The following is a 23421-nucleotide window of genomic DNA, read 5'->3' on the forward strand; positions in this document are numbered from 1 at the left end:
CCCTGCCCACCTCCTGACCACCCCCATCCGCCAAGGAGCCCGCCTCATGACCGCCACCGCCCTCGACCCCACCACCGCTCTGGTCCTGATCGACCTCCAGAAGGGGATCGCCGGTCTGCCCGGCACCCCCCACCCCTCCGCCGACGTCATCGCGCGCGGCGCCCGCCTGGCCGCCGAGTTCCGTGCGCGCGCGCTGCCCGTCGTCCTGGTGAACGTCACCGGCGGCGCCCCGGGCCGTACGGAATCCGCCGCGCGCGGCGCCACCCCGCCCGCCGACTGGGCCGAGCTGGTTCCCGAACTCGACCGGCAGCCCGCCGACATCATCGTCACCAAGCAGCAGTGGGGCGCCTTCCACGGCACGAACCTGGATCTCGAACTCCGCCGCCGCGGCGTCACCCAGATCGTCCTCGCCGGCATCGCCACCAGCATCGGCGTCGAATCCACCGCCCGGGCCGCGCACGAACACGGCTACCACGTCGCCATCGCCACCGACGCGGTCACCGACCTGGACGAGGCGGCGCACCGCAACAGCCTGGAGAAGATCTTCCCGCGCCTCGGCGAGACCGACACGACGGAGGCCATCGTCAAGCTGCTGGGCTGAGAGCGGCCGCCGGATCACTCGCGTGTGCCCTGCCGGGGATTCCGGCAGGGCACACGCGACAGCATGGACAGGGGAAGAACGCGCGCCCTGCGGGCCCGTACCCGTCAGGCCGCGGTGGCCGGCCGCCTCTCGTGCCACCGCAGATCGTCCTGCAGCTGGGCCGCCAGCGAGATCAGCCGGGGCTCGCCGTGGGCGGGGCCGAGGAGTTGGGCGCCCAGGGGGAGGCCGTCGGCGCTGAAGCCGGCGGGGATGCTGACGCCGGGCCAGCCCAGCACGTTCCAGGGCCAGGCGTAGGGGCAGGCGGCGATCATGGCCTGATCGGTGCGCCAGCCGTTCAGTTTGGCGAGGGTGCCGATGCGGGGTGGCGGGGTGGCGGTGGTGGGGGTCAGGAGGACGTCGTAGGGGCCGAAGAGGGCGCCGATGCGGCGTTGTTGGCGCTCTTCGGCGGCGCGGGCGCGGCGCAGGACGGGGCCGCCGAGGATGCGCCCCATGCGCACGGAGCCGCGGGTGCGGGGGTCGAGGAGGGTGCGGTCGGGGACGCGGGCGGCCCATTCGCCGACGCCGGCGGTGGCGCGGGGGAGGAAGGCGAGGCCGACCAGGCCGTAGTCCGGTTCGGCCTCCTCGACGAAGTGGCCGAGGCGGGCGAGGGTGCGGGCCGTTTCGGTGACGGCGGCGCGGACTTCGGGGTGCAGTGGTTTGCGGGTGAAGGTGATGGCCGGTTTCCAGGAGAGGGCGATGCGCAGGCGTCCTGGGTCGCGGCCGGCGGCGTCGCCGGCGGCGATGGTGGGGGGACGGTGCAGATCGCCCTCGTGGTTGCCGCTGGCGATGTCCAGGAGGAGCGCCGCGTCCTCGACGGTGCGGGCCAGCGGGCCGATGCCGGTGATGCCCTGGAAGGACTCGGCGTCCGGCCAGGTGGAGATGCGGCCGCGCTGCGGCTTGATGCCGACGAGGTGGGACCAGGCGGCGGGGATACGGACCGAGCCGGCGCCGTCGGTGCCGAGCGCGGCGGGGACCAGGCCCGCGGCGACCGCGGCGGCCGAACCTCCGGAGGAGCCGCCGGGGGTGTGGTCGAGGTTCCAGGGGTTGCGGGTGTCGCCGAAGGCCGGGCCCTCGGTGAACGGCCACTGGCCCAGTTCGCAGGCGTTGGTCTTGCCGACGATGATCGCGCCGGCCGCGCGCAGCCGCCGTACGACCTCGGCGTCGTGTTCCTTGGGCGGGAACTTTCCGGCGCAGCCGAACGCCGTCGGCTCGCCCGCCACATCGGTGTCGTCCTTGACGGCGACGGGCACGCCGAGGAGCGGCAGCCGTTCGCCGGCGGCCAGTCTCCGGTCGGCCTCCGCGGCCTCGGCCATGGCCGCCTCGGCCCGTACCCGCCGGAAGGCGTTGACGGTGCCCTGGGTGGCTCCGATGCGCTCCAGGGAACGCCGTACCAGCGCGGCGGAGGTCACCCGCCCCTCGGCCAGCGCCCGTGCCTGCTCGGCGAGGCCTTCCGGTGCTCCGGCGGTCGTACGGGTATGGCCCGACGGGCCGGATCCGTTTCCCGTTCCGGTGCCGGTTCCGGTGTCACGGGTCTCGTCAACGCTCACGGTGCGCGCCCTCCCTGGGACCGTTCTTGCGAACGGACCGCTCCTGCCAGTGAACGGTTCTTGCCGGTGCGTGGTTCTTGCCGGTGAACGGTCCAACAAACGGTCCCAGGAGGCTAGTCGTCACCACTGTGGCCAACAATGACGCCACACGTAGGCCACATGGACGTCACACGGACGGCACAGCGGGCAGTGGGCCGGGCGCGGGGGGCAGGGTCGGACCACCATCGCGGAGCCGCCACCAAGCCGTGCCTTTTCGGCCGCCGCCGGCCGGCGCCCGTCCGGCAGCAGACGGATGCCGGTCGCCGTGCCGATCTCCGGGTGGTGTGTGAAGGTGTGGCCGATCTCCTCGAGTTGGCCGCGGGGCGGGCCGTTCCACGGGGGCGGGCTGGAGCTCGGTGACCACCGCGTTCAGGGGAGCGGGCACGGCCGTCACACCTTCCGACTGCGCCTGTCGTCCACGGCCCGTGTCGCGCTCGAAGCCGCGTGGGACCGGTGCCGCTGGGTGTGGGAAGCCCGACGGCGGCAGGCGGCATAACGGGACAAGACGCCCCAGCCGCCCGCCCCGCCCTCGAACACGCACCCGGGCAGCCGCTACGCTCGCCCGCCATGGATGACACCCTGCTGCTCCTGACCGTGGCGGTCGCGGCCCTCGTCGTGGGCCTGGCTGCCGGCTGGGCCGTGCAATCGGCGGCGGCCCGCCGGAAGCTGACCCGCGAACAAGACTTCTTCGGGCTGCCGGAGGGGTCGGAGTGCGTTCTGGTCACGCATCGGGACAGCTCCTCGGCGCACTGGAGCATCCCGCGCCATGATGCGCTGGCGCTGCTCGGGCTGGCCGCGGTGATCGAGAACTGCGGAGCGCACCCGGAGGTCGCCCCGCACGACACCGGGCTCCAGGGTTTCGGAGCGCGCACCGAGTTCTGCGTCGGCGACCCGACCGCACACCGCCGGCTGGCGGCCCATCTGGCCAATCTGCTGCCGGGCGTCGCGGTGCACCCGGGCGACGACTCCGGCGCCGGCCGCGGCACCCTCACCATCGGCGGCACGGCGTACCGGATGGAGCCGGGCGCCGTCGAGTACGTCCTGCTGGCCCGTCTGACGGCGGGCGAGGGAGACCGGCCGGTTTTCCTGGCGGCCGGTCAGCGCCCCGTCACCCATCGGGCCGCGGTGCGCCATCTCGTCCGCAACCGGGCCCGGCTGGCCCGTAAGCACGGCGCCGGCGGCCAGTTCGCGCTGCTGCTGAAGGTGGTGAACTCGCAGGCGTACGGGCCCGATGTCGTCGAGGTCGTCGCGGACGTCACCAAGGCAGCGACCGCGCCCGCCGAGGCGAAGGGGCACCGGGCGGCGGCCTAGGTCGTGTCCGCCGGGGCAGGCGCGGGCCCCGTCATCACCGCTCGGACAGCCCCTGAGGCTCGGCGGGCGGGCGCCCGGGGGATCTGCGAAGCTCGGACGCATGATCGCCCGCCTGCGCCGCAATGTCCTGCGCTGGACCCGTGTGCTGCCGGTCCTGGCGGTGGTGTTGCTGGCGCTGGTCTGGGGGCGGTCGCTGCCGGTCGTCGTGGTCGTGCTGGTCTCGTGTTTTCTGGCAGGGTCGGTGCTGGCCGCGGTGCATCACGCCGAGGTGATCGCGCACCGGGTGGGCGAGCCGTTCGGGTCCCTCGTACTGGCGGTCGCGGTCACGATCATCGAGGTGGCGCTGATCGTCACCCTGATGGCCGACGGCGGCGACAAGAGCGCCTCGCTCGCGCGGGACACCGTCTTCGCGGCGGTGATGATCACCTGCAACGGCATCGTCGGCCTGTGCCTGCTGGTGGGCGCCCTCAAGAGCGGGGTGGCCCACTTCAACGCCGAGGGCACCGCCGCGGAGCTCGCGACCGTCGCCACGCTGGCCGGCCTCAGCCTGGTCCTGCCGACGTTCACCACCACCACGCCGGGCCCCTGGTTCTCCACCCCGCAGCTGATCTTCGCCGCGGTCGCCGCGCTGGTGCTCTACGGCATCTTCGTCACCACCCAGACGGTCCGGCACCGGGACTACTTCCTGCCGGTGACCGCGGCGGGCGAGGTGATCGACACGGAGGACCACCTTGACCCCCCGTCCCGGAAGGTGGCGCTGACCAGCCTCGGGCTGCTGGCGCTGGCCCTCATCGCGGTGGTCGGACTGGCCAAGGCCGTCTCGCCGACGATCGAGTCCGGCGTGGCCGCGGCCGGCCTGCCGGCGTCCGTCGTCGGCATCGTGATCGCCCTGCTGGTGCTGCTGCCGGAAACCATCGCCGCCGTACGGGCCGCCTACCGGGACCGCGTACAGACCAGCCTCAATCTCGGCCTCGGCTCCGCGATGGCCAGCATCGGCCTGACCATTCCCGCCGTCGCCGTCGCCTCGATCTGGCTGGCGGGCCCCCTCTACCTGGGCCTCGGCGCGACCCATATGGTGCTGCTCGCGCTCACCGTCGTAGCGGGCACCCTGACGGTGATCCCCGGCCGCGCCACCCCCTTGCAGGGCGGCGTCCATCTCACCCTGCTGGCCGCGTACATCGTGCTGTCGGTCAGCCCCTGACGCCCCCGGCCGCGGCTCGGCCGAACGGGGTGCGGAGGCCTTCGACCCCTGGTGCGGCTGCGACCGGGTGGGTGGCCGCATGAGAGCACGGGAGCGTGAGAGCCGATCGGTGCGTCCCTCACACGAACTCCCGGCGGCGGTTCCTTCGGGGCGGCCTCGCGGTCGGCCTGCTCGGCGTCGGCCGCCTGCTGACCTCGTCCGATACGCCGAAGCCACAGGCCGCCCTGTGGGACACGGCGGAACTGCCCAAACCGCACCCGCCGGCCGGCGCGCCCCCTCCGCGGATCCAGCGCGCGATCGCCGAGCACTACCGGCTGCGCCCGATGGCCTGGCGAGACCTCGCTGTCCGGCCCCGGCGCCTCGCCCGTGCACCCCGGCGTCGCGTTCCGGCTGCCCACCCAGGGCCGCGAGATCGCCCTGACCTTCGACGACGGGCCCGATCCCCGACACACCCCGGAGTGCGGCCCGGCCCGGCGCCACGCCGCCCGCCGGGCCTCGTCTTCCGCCGACGCACGCCCCCTCCCCGGGTCCCGCGGGGCCGCCGGACCCGGCCGGAATCCCGCCCCGTGGCCCCGGGTGACGACCGTCACCCGGGGCCGCGGAACTAGAACGCCAGTCAATGGTTTATCGTTCAATCGTGAGGCGCACGGAAACCACTTTCCGGATGCCGCCTCCCCCAGACCGCCCCCGCCGGAATCCCCCGTTCGGCAGGGGGCCGCCCCGGCCGGAATCCCCCGTTCGGCCGGGGCCCTTCTTTTTTCCCGCTGCGGCCGCCGCTGCGACCGCCACAGAAGACCCGGGTACACCCGGCTTCGGCGAGGGCGCGGATCTACCGGCCGAGCAATCACCCCTTGATCGAGACGCGGACACAGACGTAACCGGCGCACACACCGGCCCGTACGGCGAGACGAACCGACTCCAGGGCCGCAATCGAAAGTGGTGGACAGCCCACACCCCGAGTGCAAATATATGCCCCATGACGCATGATCATGCAGCGCTATCGGCATCGATACCGGCATCGACTCAAAACTCTGGCCCCGCCCCCGACCCCATGACCTGGCCGATCGGCTTCCAGGCTTACACAGGGCACGGCGGACTGCGCGAGCACGGCGACGACATCTCCATCGTCGCGTCGGACCGGCCGGCCACCAGTGCCGCGATGTTCACCAAGAGCCTCTTCGCGGGTCCGGCCATAGTCCTCAGTCGCGCCCATGCCGCGGGACGGAACCTGCGTGCCGTGACGACGCTGGCGCAGAACGCGAACGTCGCCACCGGGCGTCAGGGCGAGGAGAACGCCGCCGAGGTCGTCCGCCGGGTCGCCGGGATACTGGGCGTCCTGGAGGAGGAGGTACTCATCGGCTCCACCGGCGTCATCGGACGCCCACTGCCGATGGGCACCATCCGTGCGCACTTCGACGAGACCGCCGAGCGCGGCCGCGCGGCGTTCACGGCCGGACCGCTGGATGTGGCCCGCGCGATGATGACCACCGACACCCGCCCGAAGACCGCCGTACGGACCGTCGGGCAGGCCCGCATCGTGGGCATCGCCAAGGGTGTCGGCATGCTGGAGCCCAACATGGCCACGATGCTGGCCTACGTGTTCACCGACGCGGACCTGTCCCCGGCCGACCTGGACAGCGCACTGCGCGGAGCGGTGCATCGCACCTTCAATTGTCTGAGCGTCGACACCGACACCTCCACCTCTGACACCGTGGCGGTCATCGCCAACGGTGCCGCAGGACCGGTCGATCCGGCGCAGTTCTCCGCAGCCCTCGCCGACCTGTGCCTGGACCTCACCCAGCAGCTGGCCTGTGACGGCGAAGGCGCCACCAAGCTCCTGCGCGTCACCGTCGGCCGGGCCGGCGACTACGGACAGGCCAAACGCATCGCCAAGAGCGTGGTGAACTCCCCCCTGGTCAAGACCGCCGTCCACGGCGCCGACCCCAACTGGGGCCGAGTACTGATGGCCATCGGCAAGAACACCGACGACACCGACATCTCGCCGGGCAACGTCACCGTGAAATTCGGCGGCACCGAGGTGTACCCCGAAGAGCCCGAGGCCGACACCCTCGACCAACTCGTCGGCGTCATGCGCCGGGACGAGGTCGACATCGTCATCACGCTCGGCCTCGGGGAGGCCGAAGCCACGGTCTACGGCTGTGACCTGTCCGCCGGCTACATCCGCATCAACGCGGACTACACGACGTGACCGGACTCGACCGGGACAACGGGTCCCCTGCCGTGCTCGTGATTCCTCAGTGGCAAGGGTCGGCCGCACCCCGTCCGCAACGGCTGGCCGAGGGCGCGCACCGGCTGGCCGCACTGTTCCCCGCAGCGCGACGCACCGTCGTCGACATCGACCCCCGTCCCGGGCGGGACGGGGACGGCGTACGCCACCTCGATGTGCTGACCCGCTCGCTGGCGGCAACCAGGGCGGCGCTGAGCCGCAGCGGCGATGAGGCGCTGCTCGCCGTGGGGGGCGACTGCGGTATCGAGCTGGCGCCGATCGCCCGTGCCGTCGCTCGCCACGGCGACGGCCTGGCAGTCGTCTGGTTCGACGCCCACGCGGACCTCAACACCCCCGGCACCTCTCCCTCGGGGGGCTTCCACGGAATGGTGCTGCGCACCCTGCTCGGCCAGGGGCCGTCACAGCTGTTGCCCGGGCCGGAGGAGCGCCTTTCCGCCCGGGGGCTCGTGCTCGCGGGTGTTCGTGCCGTCGATCCCGCCGAGCTGGACTTCATCGAGTCCGAAGGAATCCGAGCCCTGTCCGTTCAGGCTCTTCGGGATCCGGGCCGACTGATGTCCGCGGTGGCCGACACAGGGGCCACGCACGTCTACATCCACCTGGACCTGGACGTACTGGACCCCGAGCACTTCGCCGGCCTGTCCTGCCCGGAACCCGGGGCCTGCATCCCGACCAACTGCGCGCCGCCCTGCACGCGCTGACCGAACGCTTCGCCTGCGCCGGCATGGGTGTCACGGAACATGCCCCCGCCGCCGACTCGGCCGGCAGCGACCATGTCCTCCACGGGATCCTCGACGGCGTGGCCTTCCGGTAGCGACGGCCGGCACCGGTTCAGCCGGCGCCTTCCTTCCTGCCGTACCCGCGACGAACATCTCCCGCTCGTCGCGGCGGTTCGAGGCGATCTCTCCGCCCTTGCCGTGATGCAGGGGCGGAGTGGGCGCCGGTGCGGGGCCGCCCGGCGTCATCGCCTCCTCAGCGCAGGTGGGACGCCCCGTTGACGTCCAGCACCGCGCCGGAGGACCAGACCGCGTCGGGCGAGGCGAGGTAGTGCACGGCCGCGGCCACTTCCTGCGGGGTGGCGACCCGGCCGAACGGGCTCTGCTCCCTGACTTCCTCGGTGAGCCGGTCCGCGACCCGCTCGGTGCCGACGAAACCGGGTGCTACCGAGGCGACGGCGATCCCGTACGGCGCCAGATGCACGGCCAGCGACTGGCCCATGGCGTGCAGCGCCGCCTTCGACGCCCCGTACGCCGGGTGATCGGGCTCGCCCCGGAACGCGCCCCGCGAGCCGATGTTGACGATCCGCCCCGCCACCTCCCGCTCGATCATGTTCCGCGCCGCGCAGTAGCTCATATGCGCCGCCCCGAGCAGATTGACGTCCGTGATCCCCCGCCAGGCGGCGGCCCACTCCTCGAACGACGTACGGTCCAGCGGGTGCGCCGTATTCGCCGCGGCATTGTTGACCAGCACATCGATCCCGCCGAGCGCGGCCACCGCCGCCTCGGCGATCCCGGCCGCCCCTTCCGGCGTCCGGACGTCCCCCTGCACCAGGACATGCCCGCTCCCCGCCAGCCCCGCAAAGGCTTCCTCGGCCGCCTCCCGGCGCGACGCGTAGTGCAGCGCCACCCGGTCCCCGTCGGCGGCGAACCGCTCCGCGACCGCCCGGCCGATGCCCCGCGAGGCACCCGTCACCAATACCGCCCGGCTCATCCGCGCTCCTCACCCGTTCTCGACAGCCAGCGAAATGATCGTAGGCGGGGGATGCCCCGGCACCGACGGCGGTGGCCAACAGGGCACCGGTTCTGATGCCCTCCGAGGGCTAATGACCGGTCCGTTGCTCCCCGGCGCCGTCCTCCGCCTCGGACGTCACGATGCCCAGGAGGCCGGGGAAGCGCCGCTCGATGTCGGCCCGGCGGAGACTGGCCATCCTGCTGTTGCCCCGGTCGACCTGCCGGATCACCCCGGCCTCGCGCAGCGCGCGGAAGTGGTGTGTGACGGTCGCCTTGGACACCGGCAGTCCGAACGAACTGCAGGTCCGCGCCGTACCGTCGGGCGCGAGCGCCAACTCGCGCACCACCCGGCGGCGCAGCGGGTCGGCCAGCGCGGCGAGCACCGGGCCGAGCTCGATCTCGTCGACGGCCGGGTGGCCTTCGTCGTCGGGCATCCGGGAGTCTCCCTCCTCGCAGCAACAAGGTACGGCTTGCATCATACCTTCGGGGTTCGCTAGCGTCCGTGCTTCAGGTACGAGATTCGTCGTACCTTTCGAGGGGAGATCCATGACTCAGCCGTTCACGCTCGTCGGCACCGCCCGCCCCAAGCCCGAACGGGCCGCAGATCTGAAGGAGTTGCTGCTGTCGTTCGTGGAGCCGACCCGACAGGAGGCCGGTTGCCTGGAGTACCACTTCCACGAAGACCGCAACGAGCCGGGCGTCTTCGTCTTCTACGAGGCATGGCGCTCTCAGGCCGATCTCGACGCCCACCTGACCCTCCCCCGGATGCGGGCCTTCTGGGAGCGGCGCATGGACTACCTGGAGTCCGACCTCGAGATTCGCTTTCTCACCATGCACAGCCCTTACCGGCCCGACGCCGCACCCCGTCCCGAGTAACGAGGCAGGCTTTAGGGTGCACGGATGTCTGCGGAATCGGAATTCGGGCAACTGTCTTTTTCTGGAGGGCCGGACGGACCGGACGAGCCCGACGCGCCCGCACTCGTCCCCGGCCTCCGCTATCTCGCCGACTGGCTCGCGCCGGACGCCTGCGCCGCACTGCTGGCCCGGATCGACGCCGGTACATGGTCGACGGAGCTGAAGCGGCGGGTGCAGCACTACGGACGGCGCTACGACTACGGACGGCGCAGCGTGGCGGCGGATGCGCGCGCCGCGGCCGCGCCGCCGGTTCCGGAGTGGCTACGGGAGCTCGCCGCGCGACTCACGGACGAGGGACTGATGGGCCGTCAGGCGGATCAGGTCATCGTCAATGAGTACCTGCCGGGGCAGGGCATCAGCGCGCACGTGGACTGCGTGCCGTGCTTCGGACCGGTCGTGGCGGCGGTGTCGCTGGGATCCCGGTGCGTCATGGACTTCAGCGATCCCGGGACCGGCACCAAGGTGGCGGTGCCGCTCGCGCCGGGCAGTCTGTGCGTGATGACGGGGCCCGCCCGGCTCACCTGGCGGCATGCCATCGCGGCGCGCAAGAGCGACCCGGGGCCGGCGGGCGGCCGGGTGCCGCGGGGGCGGCGGGTGTCGGTGACGTTCCGTACGCTGATCGCGCCCGGCCCGTAGCCGCCCGCCCCCGCGCCCTCACCGGTGAGCGGGCCCGCGGCCGGTCACCACGGCGGAGTGTTGAAGCCGGTGAGAGCGAGCCACAGGGCGCTGAACGCCATGGCCGGACGCCCATTGAACTCGTCGTCCAGCGGCACCAGCCTCAGCAGGTCCAGCACCGCGGAGAAGTGCCCGCACCCGGCGGCGCGCTCCGTCAACAGCCGGATGGGGTGCTGCCGTTGGGAGTGCGGTGTGCGCTGTAGTTCGGCGTAGCCCTCGCTGAGCTCCTTGATGTCCCGGTCGGTCGGCGTCAGGGGCCGGAGCGGCGGGGCACCGGCCTCCGCGGCCCGGTGGGCCTGTGCGACCAGCTCGTCCCCGACGGCCCAGTTGTGCTCTCCCCAGCCCTCCAGCAGGTCGGGCCGGCCCGCCTCGGCCAGCGCGGTCAGCGCCTCGTAGGGAACCTCCCAGCCGGGCAGCCGCTGGAACTCGCGGGCCAGGTCGATCCGGCCGCCGCGGATCAGGTACACCAGCCACTCCTGCTCCGAGTGGTAGCCGACCGGCGGGTGGCTGCTCCGGTCCGCCAGGAGCGCGCGGGCCAGGTCCTCCCGCCCGCACTCCAGCATCGCGTGAAGGACCGCCAGGTGGTCGTCCCACGGATTGGGTTCGACGGTGATGGCCGTCCGGGCGCGCCGGAACCACTCCTCGGCGCGGGCCGGGTCGCCCAGCGCATGGCAGGCGGCGGCGAACGAGGAGGCGGTGTCGGCGTTCAGCTGCTTGCCCGCGGCCTCGGTGACCAGGAACTCGGCGCGGTCGAACGCGGCGCGGGCCGGGTTCGTCAGCCCCGCGCGGGCGAGAAGAACGGCGACGTCGGAGGCCGCGGCGAGGCGGTCCGTCACCTCGGGTATGTCCTCGACCAGCACCATGGCGGTCTCCGGCTGTGCGCCGTGCCGGGCGCGCAGCCGGGCGGCGGCCCGCAGATACGGGCCCGTGGCGAATCCCCAGCGGTCCTGGTCGAGGGGGAGTACGGAACGGCGCGCCTCCTCGTACAGGTCGTCCAGGACCGCGGTGTTGGGCGGCGGCCACGGTCCTGGGGCGCCGGAGTCCGCCAGCTCCTCCAGTTCCGCGCGGTACTCGCGGAGTATCTCGGCGTCCTCGGAGTCCGGGAGATCGGCGGCGGCGAGGGCGTCGGGCAGCACGCGGAGCTCACCCCACCGCACCGGCCAGGCATGGCGGCACCCCACCGCCCAGGTGAGGACGGAGTCCAGCTCGTCCTCGCGGCCGGGCGGGGCGATGACGGCGTCGGGCTCCAGGGTCATCGCCCAGGCACGGTCGTCGAGGGCGAAGATCCCTGTCCCGAGCTCCTCGGCCGCCTCACCCTCCACGGGGCGCGGGCCCTCCGGGACGCGCAGGAACGGGAAGTTGCCGAGGACCTCGCCGGTGTCGGCCCGGACGAACCGGACGCAGCTGCTGTCGAGCAGCACCAGCGTGCCCTCCGCGCCCCAGTGCACCGCGTCGGCGCCCCCCGCCGGCACGGTCCGCAGCCGTCGGGCGCGGGCGGGATCGGCGAAGGACCAGACCTCGACGGTGCCCTCGGAGGTCAGGCAGGCGGCGCGTTCCCCGCCGGGGGCCCAGGCCCATGCGTTGCGGTCGCCCGCCCATTTCTCGTCGTCCGCCCACTCCGGGTGCGGGATCGAGACGCTGCCGACATGGCGGTCGTCGTCGAAGACATGGACCGCGGGCGGAGCCGTGTCCGAGCCGGGCGTCAGCACGGCCAGCCTGTTGGTGGCCCGCCCGGTGGCCCAGCGCAGCGAGCGGGGTTTGCCGAGGGCGAAGGGGCCGCAGCGTATCCGGCCGTCGGCCGCCTCACGGAGGAACAGACCGCGGTCGGTGACGGCGGCGACGAGGCGGCCGTCCGGGCTGAGCCGGGCGAGGGTGGCGGGCGCGTACCAGAGCACCCTGCGGCTCTTTGCGTCCACGCAGAGGGCGTTGGTGCCGTAGAGGCGGGTGCCGTCGGGCGACCAGACCGGGCCGTCGATCCACTGTCCGACCCGGAAACCGTCGTCGTCACTGCGGGACTCGATCCGGTCGAACTCCTTGCGTACCGGCTCGGGGAGCCGCCGCGCCATGGTGTACGGGTGCTCGGTCTCCACATGGCAGGGCAGCCAGCTCAATGTGCCGCGGTCCAGCGGGACGAGGCAGCCCTGCAGCCCGCCGTCGCCGTTCGTGCCGCAGTGGGAGTAGACGCTCCTGCCGTCGGGGGAGAGCGCGAACTCGGACGGACGGGAGTTGCCGTTCGAGACATCGATCGCGGCGATCGGGTCGATGCCGGCCTCGGTGGCGCGCCACACGCCGACCATGTTGGTGCGGTGGGCCATGGCCAGGCGGGTGGAGTCGGCGGACCACTGGAGCGTGCGCCCGTAGTCGGGCCAGCCGACGCCGCCGGCGATACCGGCCACGGTGTTGACGCACCGCCCGGTCGTGACCTCCCAGATCTGCAGGACGCCGCCCGCGTCGTAGTCGTCGCCGACCCAGCTGCCGGTGGCGAGGTACCGGCCGTCGGGGCTCAGCGCATGGCCCACGATCTCCACGTCGTGGCCGTACGGGTGCAGCAGCCGTGCCTCACCCGTCGCGCACAGCCGGCGGGTCGCCAGGCGGTGGGCGTCGGTCACGCCCTCGCTGCGCTCCAGGTCGCCGAGCCGGGCGCGCAGCGGCGGCAGGTCGCGGTCCGGGCGGAAGGCGGACCAGTCGGCGCCGTCCAGGAGGGCATGCAGCGCGGGGGAGTCGGCCGCGGCGGCGAGGGCGGTCGGTGACAGGAACGGCGGCGGCTCGGCCGCGGCGGAGGAGGCGGCGCCCTTTGCGCCCTCCGCGCGTTCCAGCATGCCCAGCAGCGCGTCCTCGTCCAAGTACGGCGTGCGGTGCATCTCGTCCGTACGGGGTATGGGGCCCCGCTCCCCCAGGCCCAGAAAGATCAGGTCCGTCTGCTCGGTCACCGTGTCCGCCACCCGGGCGCCGAGCGCCTCCAGCCGGCGTTCCGCCTCACCTTCACCGAGCGCATAGAAGGTTCCGTACAGCACCACAGTGCTTCCCCGTAGTTCCATGGTCCGGAACTCTACTGGGGCGGACTGACACCGCCCCGCGCGCGGTGGGGGCCCAACTGGCCGTACCTGTAGGGCAGTTCGTCGTCGGCTCCGCTTGCGCGGGAACACCCGCGACACCGCCGCCGGCGCCGCAGCGGTACGGATCCGCCACGACCGAACGGACGGCCGCGGGCGACGCGCCCCGGCTATGTCACGGGGTGCGGCTGCTGCTGGTCCCGGCGGTGCTGACGCTGCTCGGCCGGGCCGCCTCGCGGACGCCCCGGTGGCTGGACCGGATCCTGCCGCAGGTGGATCCGGAGGGGGTGCGGCCGAGCCGGTGTGTGCCGCGCGAAGAGAGGTCCCGGGGGGCCTGGCCAGGAGAGGTAGGGCTGCCGGGCGCCCGGGTAACCGCTCCCCCCGGGTCCGGCGTCCCGCCTGGCCTCCCGTCCGGTATCCCCCGATCATCGAGATATGGCCCCGACCGATGAGCGTGGCTTTCCGCCGTATCCCGAGATCCGGCCGATGCTGGCCACCGTCGGCCCGCTGCCCGCCCCGTACGAGGAGGCGATGTGGGCGTTCGAGGCCAAATGGGACGGTGCGCGCTGCGTCGTCAGCACCCCCGGGGACGGTACGGTCCGGCTGACCACCCGGGCGGGCAACGACGCGACGAGCACGTATCCGGAGCTGGCGCCGCTGGGCGAGCAGCTGCGCGGCCGGCCCGCGGTGCTCGACGGCGAGGTCGTGGTGCTGGATGCGCGGGGCCGGCCCGATTTCGGGCTGTTGCAGCGGCGCATGGGCGTGGTCAATCCGCGCCGCACGGCCCGGCTGGCCATGGAGTACCCCGTTCACCTCGTTCTCTTCGACGTCATGTATCTGGGGCAGTCGCTGCTGGGCGCGCCGTATTACGAGCGGCGCGGCATCCTCTCCCAGCTGCGCCTGCGGGGGCCGAACTGGTCGGTGCCCACGTATGTGGAGGGCCAGGGGCAGCAGGCGTGGGAGGCATCGCTGCGGGGCGGCATCGAGGGTGTGGTGGCGAAGAAGCTGACCTCGCCGTATACGCCGGGCGTACGGTCACCCGAGTGGCGCAAGACCAAGCATCTGGTGACGCTCGACGTGATCATCGGCGGCTGGACGGAGGGGCACGGCGGGCTCACCGGGCTCCCCGGCGCCGTCCTGGCGGGCGTCGCGGAGGCGAGCGGGCTGCGGTACGTGGGCTCCGTGGGCTCGGGACTGTCCGACCGGGAGCGGCGGGACCTCGCGCAGTATCTGGGAGTGATCCCGCTCGGCCACTCCCCCTTCACCAACCCGGTGGACGTCACGGGTGCCCACTGGGCAGAGCCCCGGCTCATCGCCGAGATCGCGTTCACCGGCTGGACCTCGGCGGGACGGCTACGGCACCCGATCTGGCACCGACTGCGACCGGATCTGACGCGGCTGGGCTGACGGTACGTCAATAGGGCACGGGGCGGACCGCCGCGAGGCAGGGACGGCTGCCCCTCGGCCACTCTCACCTCACCAGTGTTTCACCGTATTCCGCCGGTATTTCACCATCTTCCGCAGGTACTTCACCGTCTTCCGCAGGTACTTCGCCGTACTGCGCCGGTATTTCACCGACCTCTCACGGACGGCAGAAATCCGCGGCGGCGACCGATCCCCCGTCGTTCTCGTCGTCCGTGCCCACGATCCCTTCGTGCGATCCCGGCAGGCAGGCGAGCGCCTCGACCTTGTGCCCGGAGAATGCGGCGAGCCGGTGCGGCTTGTCGGACACGGACAGCTGCGCGTGGCCGTCATCGCCGACGGAAAGGCGTCCGGCGTCGTAGAGCGCGGAGTCGTAGGGCCCGTCGTCGCCCGGGTCCGAGGCGGACGACACCGTCAGATCGCCGGCGGCCGATACCTTCACATCCGAGACGTGCCGGACGTCCTCGTCCGGATAAGGCGCGCTGAAATGCGCGGAATCGTGCGGGCCGAAGGCGTTGGTGGCCGGATCCCAGGTCGCGGCGCTGAGTTTCGCGGGCCGGTCATCCTGTCCACGGTCCGCCCAGACGGCGACGATTCCCTCCTTCGTGGCGGTCAGCGCGAATCCCTCGTAATTACCGTCCGAGGAAATTCCGGGCAGCGGGAATGCGGCGAGGACGCGCGCGGCGCCCTTTTCCACATGAATGCGGTACGCCGTACCGCTGCTGGCGAGGGCCACATACTCGTGGTCGCGGCCGGGGACGGCGTCGAGCGCCTCCAGGTCGACGGGCAGCTCCCCGCTCCACTGCACCGGCCGCACCCGCGGCGCGGCGTCCGGGCCGTAGCGCACTGCAACCAGACGGTTCTCTCCGGGGTTCTTATTGTCACGGACGGCGAGAGTGTCCACCGCATCACCGTCCCGACCGTCGACCACAATTCCGCTGATCCCGGAGGTGATGCCGTCCCCCACTCGCTGCCAGTCGGCCGCCGGCGCGGCATGAGCGGTGACCGAGGGCGCGATGAACGCGGCGCCGGCTATCGCGACGCCGAATAGTTTCCTGATCATCGGCCGATTCTAGGTGCGGACATCGGGTTACCGGCGAGTGGTCGTTATGCCCTTCGTAAAACCTGGAATCACCGACGGCATCCGAATATCACTCACCATCAAATCCACGCACTGGTAACGCTTTTCCCGGACATGTCTCTTGTGCGGGTTTGCGTCACGGCCCGGCGAACGGGGAAGGCTCGCACAGTACGCACAAAGAACGCACCGGGAGCACACGGGGAGCGCACGGGAATTGCACAGCACCCTACGGATTGCGCACGGACAGCACACGGAGAGGAGCCGGTGATGGCCCGCCCCATCAACGCCGACGGCGACAGCGACAACCACGGCGACAGCGACAACCACGGCAACAGCGACAGCGACCGCAACAAGAGCGACGGCAACGGCAACGCAACCGACAACAACAGCGCCGGCACGGACGGCAACGCCGTATACGGCAAAAAGCCGTTCAAGCGCTCACGAAGCCACTTCGCGGACCGCATCACCGCGGACGGCCGGCACGGCTGGCCCGTGGAGCCCGGCCGCTACCGCCTCGTCGCCAGCCGCGCCTGCCCCTGGGCGAGCCGGGCCCTGATCTCACGACGGCTGCTCGGCCTGGAGGACGCCCTGTCGCTCGCCGTCACCGATCCCCTCCAGGACGACCGCAGCTGGCGCTTCACGCTTGATCCCGACGGCCGCGACCCGGTGCTGGGCATCCGCTACCTCAGCGAGGCCTACGACGCCCGCGAGAAGGACTACCCCGGTGGGGTCAGCGTCCCCGCCATCGTGGACGTCCCCAGCGGGCAGCTGGTCACCAATGACTACCAGCGGATCACTCTGGACCTGGCCACCGAATGGACGGCCCTGCACCGGCCCGGCGCGCCCGACCTCTACCCGGAGCCGTTGCGCGCGGAGATCGACGAGGTGATGCAGAGCGTCTACCGCGACCTCAACAACGGGGTGTACCGCGCCGGCTTCGCCACCGGCCAGAGCGAGTACGACGAGGCGAGCCGCGATGTCTTCCGGCGCCTGGACCTGCTCTCCGAGCGCCTGACAGACCGGCGCTACCTGGTGGGCGACACCATCACCGAGGCCGACATCCGCCTCTTCACCACACTGGTCCGCTTCGACGCCGTCTACCACGGCCACTTCAAATGCAACCGCTTCAAGCTGACCGAGGACCCGGTGCTGTGGTCGTACGCCAAGGACCTGTACCAAACGCCCGGCTTCGGCGACACCGTGGACTTCCACCACATCAAGCAGCACTACTACCGGGTGCACACGGGCATCAACCCGACCGCGATCGTCCCGCTCGGCCCCGACCTGAGCGGCTGGCTGACGCCGCATTACCGGGAGGAGCTGGGCGGCCGGCCGTTCGGGGACGGGACGCCACCGGGGCCGGTGCCGGCGGGCGAGGAGGTGCCGCCGACGGGACGCCCCGGCCGCTGAGGCCGTTGCGACCGGAGCCTGCCGGGTCCGGCTACACGGTGCGGTGGACCGGGAACACCGGCCCCGGCGGTCAGCGGGCCGGTCGTCGCCGCAGCGCGAAGCCGGTGGCGCGCCGCCGCGTCCTCCGGGACCTCCGGGACCTCCGCACCGTCCGTCCGCTCCTTGAACTTCTCGACGACCGAGGCCGGTTGCCCCACCAGGGAGCCAGTGAGCGCATACGCCAGGCCCGCTCCAGCTGATCGAGGCGGGCGAGATCGTCCGGCGTCGGCGTGGCCCGTTCGGCCAGGTCGGCGGGCGGGAGCGTGAGCGGCGTATCGAGGTGGACGCCGATGACATGTCCGGCGTCGGCCATGCCCAGCTGCCGGGTGACCGCATGCCCTCGGTCGCCGCCCTGCCCTCCGTAGCGGCCGCACCCCGGACGCCGTATCGGCTCGGCCCAGGCGGCGGCTCATCCCTCCGCGTTCCCCGGCCGCCCGGCGCGCTCTCGCGCGGCCGGGGCGCCGCCCTCGTCCGGCTCCGGGTCACCGCTGCGGCGCTGCTGTTCGGCCCGCTCTTCGAGCCAGCGGCCGTGCGCCTCCCAGGCGGCCTGCTTGCTCATGCCCAGCGCCGCACCGATCGCCGACCAAGAGGCCCCGGCGGCCCGGGCGGACCGCACCGAAAGCTGCCGCCCGTACGCCGCCTTGCGCGCGATCACCTCGCCGAGCGCCAGCATCTCCAACACCTCATCCCTGGAGAGCGGCTGGACATCCGCATCCGGCGCCAGGGAGTCGCGCAGCCGGAGCGCGTCATAGCGGGCGGTGGCGGAGAGCAGGGTGAAATGCCCCTCAAGGCTTTCGGGCGTCAGCATGCCTTCAGTGTTTCGTCAAGGCCCCTTGACGTCAAGTAGCCATGACAGCTCGGCCGGGCGCTCACCCCTCGCGGCCGACGGTCGGGGTGACTCACCTCGACGCCTTCCGGACGGGCAACCTCCGCAACTCCGCCTCATTCTCCTGACGTTACCCACCCGTAACCTACCGACGGGTTACCACGGGTAAGCCCGGCGCCTTACCCTCCAGTCAAATCGAGCCCCGTACGCCCCACCTGTCCCTGGGTAGCGAGCTTGTCCGCGGACAGCGTGCGCGTGGCTCGCATCGAGATCTGGAGCAGAGAAGATGACGCCCTCCCGCACGACCTCCCGTATCGCCTCGCGCGCCACGATCGCCACCGTCTCCGCGGCGGTGCTCGCCACCACGGTCCTCACCGCCGCGCCGGCCACCGCCCAGGCCGCGCCCGCGGAATCGGCACCGTCGTCCGGCGTGCCCTCGGTGAAGTTCGTCGACATCAAGGGCGACGGCGGCATCACCCTCAAGGCGAATGTCTTCACCCCGGCCGGTGCGGACGGAAGCCGGCGCTACCCCGTCATCGTGCTGCCGACCAGCTGGGCGATGCCGCAGGTCGAATACCTGGTGCAGGCCAAGAAGCTGGCCGATGCGGGCTATGTGGTCGTCGGCTACAACTCCCGTGGCTTCTGGCAGTCGGGCGGGGAGATCGAGACGGCCGGTCCGCAGGACATCGCCGACGCCTCGAAGGTCATCGACTGGGCGCTGGCCCACACGCCCGCCGACCCGCACCGGATCGGCATGGGCGGGGTCTCGTACGGGGCCGGGATCAGCCTGCTGGCCTCGGCATTCGACAAGCGGATCAAGGCAGTTGCGGCGCTCAGCGGCTGGGGCGACCTGATCGGCTCGATCTACAGCGGCCGTACCCAGCACCTCCAGGCGGCGGCGATGCTCGGCGGTGCGGGCGCGCTGACGGGACGCCCCAGCCCCGAACTGAAGAGCGTCCTCAAGGACTTCCTCACGTCCAACCTCGCCAAGGAAAAGGACATGATCGCGTGGGGGAAGAAGCGCTCCCCCGCCACCTACCTCGACAAGATCAATGCCAACGGCGCGGCGATCATGCTCGGCAACGCTTGGGGCGATTCCCTCTTCCCGCCCAACCAATATGCCGACTTCTACGAGAAGTTGAAGGGCCCGAAGCGGCTGGAGTTCCGGCCCGGCGACCATGCCACGGCCGAGGCGACCGGGCTGTTCGGGCTGCCCAATGACACCTGGACGAACACCAAGCGGTGGTTCGACCACTACCTCAAGGGCGCGGACAACGGCATCAACCGCGAGTCGCCGGTGCTGCTCAAGTCCCGTTCCACCGGTGCGTACGAGGGCTACAAGAGCTGGAAGGACGTCCCGTCCGCGCACCGGAAGATCGAGCTGGACGGCAGTCGGCGGATCAACACCAACTGGGACTCCGGCGCCGACGGCGGGCTGATCTTCCTCTCCAGCATGCTGGACCAGTTCTTCCGGCTGCCGCCGATGGCCTCGATGCCGCTGCTGCCGCGTTCGCTGGCCGCCGTATGGCAGTCCGAGCGCTACGAGAGCGGCCAGCGGGTGCGCGGGACGACCCGTCTGCACACCACCCTGACCAGCACCGCCGAGAGCGGCACCGCCATCGCCTACCTCTACGACGTGGGCCCGCTGGGTCTCGGCAAGCTCGTCACGCACGCCCCGTACACCTTCCACGGCAAGACTCCCGGCAAGCCGTTCGGCGTGGACCTCGACCTCTTCGCCACCGCATACGACGTGCCGGCCGGACACCACCTGGCGGTGGTCGTGGACACCGTGGATCCGCTGTACATCGAGCACAATCCGAGCGGCGCCAAGCTGACGTTCTCCTCGCCTGCCGGGGACCCGTCGTATGTGTCGGTGCCGGTGCGCGACTGAGGCACCGTACGCCCGGCGGTCGGGGCGCCGCCCGGCGCTCCGGCCCCGCCGGGGCCGACGGCGGGGCCCGGGCTCACTCCTTCGGCGGCTGATGCGCCCCCGGCAGCAACGTCCCCGGCTCGGGCGCGGCCACCTCGGCCGCCTCCACCTTGGGGTTGCGGCGCTGGCGCTTGGAGACCCAGTTGGCGAGCCAGGACAGCAGCATGCACATGCCGATGTAGATCGGCGAGATGATCATGACTACGGGGATGAACGGCAGGCCGTAGTCGAGGTTGGAGGCGATGAGCTTGCCGGCGTGCAGGAACTCCTCGTAGGTGATGAGGTAGCCGAGCGAGGTGTCCTTCAGGGCGACGACCAGCTGGCTGATGATCGCCGGGAGCATGGCGCGGACCGCCTGCGGTACCAGCACATGGGTCATGACCTGCGTCTTGCGCATGCCGAGCGCATAGGCGGCCTCCCGCTGGCCGCGGTCGACGGAGTGGACGCCGGTGCGGAAGACCTCGGCGAGCACCGAGCCGTTGTAGAGGGTCAGGCCGGCGACGAGGGCGGGCAGGGGGTCCACCTTCAGCGCCACATAGATGAAGAAGATCATCACCAGGACGGGCATCGCACGGAAGAACTCGACCAGCACCGTACTCAGCCAGCGAACGAGCCGGTGCTCGGAGAGCCGGCCGGTCGCCAGCACCGCGCCGAGCGCCAGGGAGAGCACCGCGGCGATGCCGAAGGCCCGCAGGGTGTTGCCGAGGCCGGTGAGCAGCAGCTCCTGAATTCCCTTGTAGGTGAAGGGTGTCCACTTGGCCGCCGTGAACTGGCCGGTGGAGAAGAGCAGGTAGATGATCCAGCCGAGCAGGGCGAGGATCGCCACCGTCGAGGCGAGGCCGTAGAGGCGGTGGCGCTGTCTGGTCCTGGGGCCCGGGATGTCATAGAGGGCGGTGGTGGTCATCGGGGCGGTCATCGGGCGGCTCCGAAGCGCTTCTCCAGCAGGTTGAAGAGCGCGCTGATGGTCAGGGTCACGATCAGATAGCCGACGGCGATCCAGACGAACGTCCAGATGATGTTGTAGCCCAGCTCGTTGAGCGGTTTGTAGACGCCGAGGAGTTCGACGACGCTGAACGCACCGGCGATCGCGGAGTTCTTGGCGAGCGCGATGAGCGTGGAGCCGATGGGCGAGATGACCGAGCGGAAGGCCTGCGGCAGGACGATGTCGCCGAGGGTCTGCGGGAAGGTCATGCCCAGGCTGCGGGCCGCCTCGCCCTGGCCCACCGGCACGGTGTTGATGCCGGAGCGCACCGCCTCGCAGATGAAGGCGGAGGTGTAGCAGCCGAGCGCCAGGATGGCGAACAGCTTGAAGGGCAGGACCAGCCCGAAGCGCGGCAGGCCCAGGACGACGGCGAAGAAGAGCAGCGTCAGCGGGGTGTTGCGCAGCACTGTCACCCAGGCCGTGCCGAACGCCCGCAGCGAGCCCACCGGCGCGACGCGGAAGGCCGCCATGAGGAAGCCGAGGACGAGGGCGAGCAGCGAGGCGTAGACGGTGAGTTCGACGGTGCCCAGCAGGCCGTCCCCGTAGAGGGAGAGGTTGTCGAGGAGAACGTTCACGGGTCGGTCCTAGGGTCCTAGCTCGCCGGATAGCGGTCGATCGGGGGCGGCTTCGGTGCGGGCACGCCGGACAGTCCGAGCGTCGCGTCGTACGCCTTCTTCCAGGTGCCGTTCTTCTCGGCGGCGGCGAGCACATCGTCGATGGCGTACCGCAGCGCGTTGTCGCCCCGCGGGACGCCGATCCCGTACGGCTCGTGGGAGAACGGTTTGCCGACCACCTTGAGTTCGTCGGACACCTTGGCCGCGTAGCCCAGCAGAATCGCGTCATCCGTGGTCACGGCGTCGACCTGATAGGTCAGCAGATTGTCCACACACACCGAGTAGGTGTCGTAGGTGACCAGATCGGCCCTGGGGTACTCGGCCTGGATGCGCTGCGCGGGTGTCGAGCCGGCCGCGGAGCAGACGCGTTTGCCGGCCAGGTCCTGCGGCCCGTGGATGTCGTCCTCGTCGGAACGGACCAGCAGCGACTGGCCGGCCATGTAGTACGGCCCGGCGAAGCCCACCAGTTTCTTGCGCTTGTCGTTGATGGTGTAGGTGCCGACGTAGTAGTCGATCTGGCCGTTCTGCAGGGCCGTCTCGCGGTTGGCCGAGGCGATCGTCTTGAACTGGAGGGTGCCGGGCGGAAAGCCGAGGCCCGCGGACACCATCCTGGCGATCTCGATGTCGAAGCCGCTGTAGCGCCCGGAGGCCGGGTCCTTCTCGCCGAGGTAGGGCTGGTCCTCCTTGACTCCGACGATGAGGTGCCCGCGGCGCTTGGCCCTGACCCAGGTCGGGGAGGCGGGCAGGGTGAAGTTCTTGGCGACGGGGTACGTGGGCAGTTCGCTGCCCTTGGGGCCCTTGACCGGGGGGCTGCCCTCGCGGCCGCAGCCGGCGGCGGCCAGGGCGAGCGCGGCGAGAAGGAGTGCCACCAGGGCGCGGCGCAGGTGCGGGAGGGGAAAGTACGGCATCGCGGCGCCCCCGTTCAGTGCTTGAGGATCTTGGAGAGGAAGTCCTTCGCGCGTTCGCTCCGCGGTGCGGTGAAGAATTCCTCGGGGGTGCGGTCCTCGATGATGCGGCCGTCGGCCATGAAGACGACGCGGTTGGCGGCGGACCGTGCGAAGCCCATCTCGTGCGTGACCACGACCATCGTCATGCCCTCCCGGGCGAGCTGCCGCATCACCTCCAGCACCTCGTTGATCATCTCCGGGTCGAGGGCCGAGGTCGGCTCGTCGAAGAGCAGCGCCTTGGGCTCCATGGCGAGGGCGCGGGCGATGGCGACGCGCTGCTGCTGGCCGCCGGAGAGCTGGGCCGGGTATTTGTCGGCCTGGGAGGCGAGGCCTACCCGGTCGAGGAGTTCGCGGGCCCGCTGCGCCGCCTCCTCCCTCCTCTTCTTACGTACCTTCATCGGCGCCAGCATGATGTTGGCCAGCACGGTCTTATGGGCGAAGAGGTTGAAGGACTGGAAGACCATGCCGACTTCGGCACGCAGCTGGGCCAGCGCCCGGCCCTCTTGCGGCAGCGGTCTGCCGTCCAGCTCGATGCTGCCGGACTCGATGGCTTCCAGGCGGTTGATGGCACGGCACAGGGTGGACTTCCCGCCACCGGAAGGCCCGATGACCACGACCACCTCGCCGCGGCCGACGGTGAGGTCGATGTCCCGGAGGACGTGCAGTTTTCCGTAGTGCTTGTTGACCCCGCGCATTTCAATCAGCGCATCACCGGCCATATGCAGACCTGCCCACTCTCATCCGTACAGCGGAGAGCCCGCAAACTATCGGGACAAAAGGGGTGTTTCCGCGCTGACACGCACGTGGGCCGGGA

General features: G+C 71.4%; 20 protein-coding genes and 1 pseudogene. 10 read left to right on the plus strand and 11 right to left on the minus strand.

What is annotated here, in order from left to right; all coding sequences use genetic code 11:
- Positions 1–46 precede the first annotated feature (46 nt).
- Positions 47–601 carry an isochorismatase family protein gene (locus ACIRPT_RS36445; RefSeq protein WP_403835358.1) on the plus strand — a complete coding sequence of 185 codons (555 nt, stop codon included), beginning with the start codon at positions 47–49 and terminating at the stop codon, positions 599–601.
- Between the two features lie 104 nt (positions 602–705).
- Here the strand turns inward: ACIRPT_RS36445 and ACIRPT_RS36450 are convergent, their stop codons facing one another.
- Positions 706–2187 carry an amidase gene (locus ACIRPT_RS36450; RefSeq protein ID WP_403835360.1) on the minus strand — a complete coding sequence of 494 codons (1482 nt, stop codon included), beginning with the start codon at positions 2185–2187 and terminating at the stop codon, positions 706–708.
- 210 nt (positions 2188–2397) lie between these two features.
- Positions 2398–2620, minus strand: a pseudogene (locus ACIRPT_RS36455) (gamma-glutamyltransferase); the annotation flags it as partial.
- Between the two features lie 173 nt (positions 2621–2793).
- On the opposite strand from ACIRPT_RS36455, the gene ACIRPT_RS36460 reads away from it, so the two are divergent.
- From ACIRPT_RS36460 to ACIRPT_RS36475, 4 genes are all read left to right on the plus strand, one after another.
- Positions 2794–3537, plus strand: coding sequence for a hypothetical protein (locus tag ACIRPT_RS36460; RefSeq protein WP_403497221.1), 744 nt, complete (start codon positions 2794–2796; stop codon positions 3535–3537).
- 100 nt (positions 3538–3637) lie between these two features.
- A complete protein-coding gene (locus tag ACIRPT_RS36465) occupies positions 3638–4738 on the plus strand; it encodes a calcium:proton antiporter (RefSeq protein WP_403835363.1) in 1101 nt (366 codons plus the stop codon).
- A 1051-nt stretch (positions 4739–5789) separates the two neighbouring features.
- Entirely contained in the window at positions 5790–6947 is a 1158-nt protein-coding gene (gene argJ, locus ACIRPT_RS36470; protein WP_403835365.1) for a bifunctional glutamate N-acetyltransferase/amino-acid acetyltransferase ArgJ, read from the plus strand.
- Positions 6944–7684, plus strand: a complete 741-nt coding sequence (locus ACIRPT_RS36475; RefSeq protein ID WP_403835367.1) for an arginase family protein — start codon at positions 6944–6946, stop codon at positions 7682–7684. Before argJ ends, ACIRPT_RS36475 begins: the two co-directional genes overlap by 4 nt.
- Before the next feature lie 271 nt (positions 7685–7955).
- On the opposite strand, the gene ACIRPT_RS36480 is transcribed toward ACIRPT_RS36475, so the two are convergent.
- Both ACIRPT_RS36480 and ACIRPT_RS36485 read right to left on the minus strand, forming a co-directional pair.
- Positions 7956–8693, minus strand: coding sequence for an SDR family NAD(P)-dependent oxidoreductase (locus tag ACIRPT_RS36480; protein ID WP_403835369.1), 738 nt, complete (start codon positions 8691–8693; stop codon positions 7956–7958).
- Positions 8694–8802: 109 nt separating this feature from the next.
- Entirely contained in the window at positions 8803–9147 is a 345-nt protein-coding gene (locus ACIRPT_RS36485; protein ID WP_403835372.1) for an ArsR/SmtB family transcription factor, read from the minus strand.
- Positions 9148–9259: 112 nt separating this feature from the next.
- Between ACIRPT_RS36485 and ACIRPT_RS36490 the strand changes: the two genes are divergently transcribed.
- Complete coding sequence (locus ACIRPT_RS36490) at positions 9260–9589, plus strand: putative quinol monooxygenase (protein WP_403835375.1); 330 nt, start codon at positions 9260–9262, stop codon at positions 9587–9589.
- 24 nt (positions 9590–9613) lie between these two features.
- Complete coding sequence (locus tag ACIRPT_RS36495; RefSeq protein WP_403835377.1) at positions 9614–10264, plus strand: alpha-ketoglutarate-dependent dioxygenase AlkB; 651 nt, start codon at positions 9614–9616, stop codon at positions 10262–10264.
- Between the two features lie 44 nt (positions 10265–10308).
- Here ACIRPT_RS36495 and ACIRPT_RS36500 read toward each other — a convergent pair whose 3' ends face one another.
- Positions 10309–13341 carry a hypothetical protein gene (locus ACIRPT_RS36500; RefSeq protein WP_403835379.1) on the minus strand — a complete coding sequence of 1011 codons (3033 nt, stop codon included), beginning with the start codon at positions 13339–13341 and terminating at the stop codon, positions 10309–10311.
- 450 nt (positions 13342–13791) lie between these two features.
- Here ACIRPT_RS36500 and ligD point away from each other — a divergent pair, with 450 nt between their 5' ends.
- A complete protein-coding gene (gene ligD / locus ACIRPT_RS36505) occupies positions 13792–14763 on the plus strand; it encodes a non-homologous end-joining DNA ligase (RefSeq protein WP_403835381.1) in 972 nt (323 codons plus the stop codon).
- A 175-nt stretch (positions 14764–14938) separates the two neighbouring features.
- Here ligD and ACIRPT_RS36510 read toward each other — a convergent pair whose 3' ends face one another.
- Positions 14939–15841: a hypothetical protein gene (locus ACIRPT_RS36510; RefSeq protein WP_403835383.1), complete on the minus strand. Its 903-nt coding sequence runs from the start codon at positions 15839–15841 to the stop codon at positions 14939–14941.
- A gap of 285 nt (positions 15842–16126) precedes the next feature.
- Between ACIRPT_RS36510 and ACIRPT_RS36515 the strand changes: the two genes are divergently transcribed.
- Entirely contained in the window at positions 16127–17269 is a 1143-nt protein-coding gene (locus ACIRPT_RS36515; RefSeq protein WP_403835385.1) for a glutathione S-transferase family protein, read from the plus strand.
- Between the two features lie 448 nt (positions 17270–17717).
- Here the strand turns inward: ACIRPT_RS36515 and ACIRPT_RS36520 are convergent, their stop codons facing one another.
- Entirely contained in the window at positions 17718–18116 is a 399-nt protein-coding gene (locus tag ACIRPT_RS36520; RefSeq protein WP_403835387.1) for a hypothetical protein, read from the minus strand.
- Positions 18117–18420: 304 nt separating this feature from the next.
- Here ACIRPT_RS36520 and ACIRPT_RS36525 point away from each other — a divergent pair, with 304 nt between their 5' ends.
- Positions 18421–20025, plus strand: coding sequence for an alpha/beta fold hydrolase (locus ACIRPT_RS36525; RefSeq protein ID WP_403835389.1), 1605 nt, complete (start codon positions 18421–18423; stop codon positions 20023–20025).
- A 73-nt stretch (positions 20026–20098) separates the two neighbouring features.
- Here the strand turns inward: ACIRPT_RS36525 and ACIRPT_RS36530 are convergent, their stop codons facing one another.
- Genes ACIRPT_RS36530 through ACIRPT_RS36545 form a run of 4 tightly spaced genes read right to left on the minus strand, consistent with a single transcriptional unit; the run spans position 20099 to position 23326 of the window.
- Positions 20099–20980, minus strand: a complete 882-nt coding sequence (locus ACIRPT_RS36530; RefSeq protein WP_403835392.1) for an amino acid ABC transporter permease — start codon at positions 20978–20980, stop codon at positions 20099–20101.
- Positions 20977–21621: an amino acid ABC transporter permease gene (locus tag ACIRPT_RS36535; protein ID WP_403835394.1), complete on the minus strand. Its 645-nt coding sequence runs from the start codon at positions 21619–21621 to the stop codon at positions 20977–20979. Before ACIRPT_RS36535 ends, ACIRPT_RS36530 begins: the two co-directional genes overlap by 4 nt.
- Before the next feature lie 17 nt (positions 21622–21638).
- Positions 21639–22568: a glutamate ABC transporter substrate-binding protein gene (locus tag ACIRPT_RS36540; RefSeq protein WP_403835396.1), complete on the minus strand. Its 930-nt coding sequence runs from the start codon at positions 22566–22568 to the stop codon at positions 21639–21641.
- A gap of 14 nt (positions 22569–22582) precedes the next feature.
- Positions 22583–23326: an amino acid ABC transporter ATP-binding protein gene (locus tag ACIRPT_RS36545; RefSeq protein WP_403835398.1), complete on the minus strand. Its 744-nt coding sequence runs from the start codon at positions 23324–23326 to the stop codon at positions 22583–22585.
- Positions 23327–23421: the final 95 nt, after the last annotated feature.

Origin of the sequence: Streptomyces sp. NPDC101227, from assembly GCF_044767545.1 — a bacterium.
Taxonomy (GTDB): domain Bacteria; phylum Actinomycetota; class Actinomycetes; order Streptomycetales; family Streptomycetaceae; genus Streptomyces.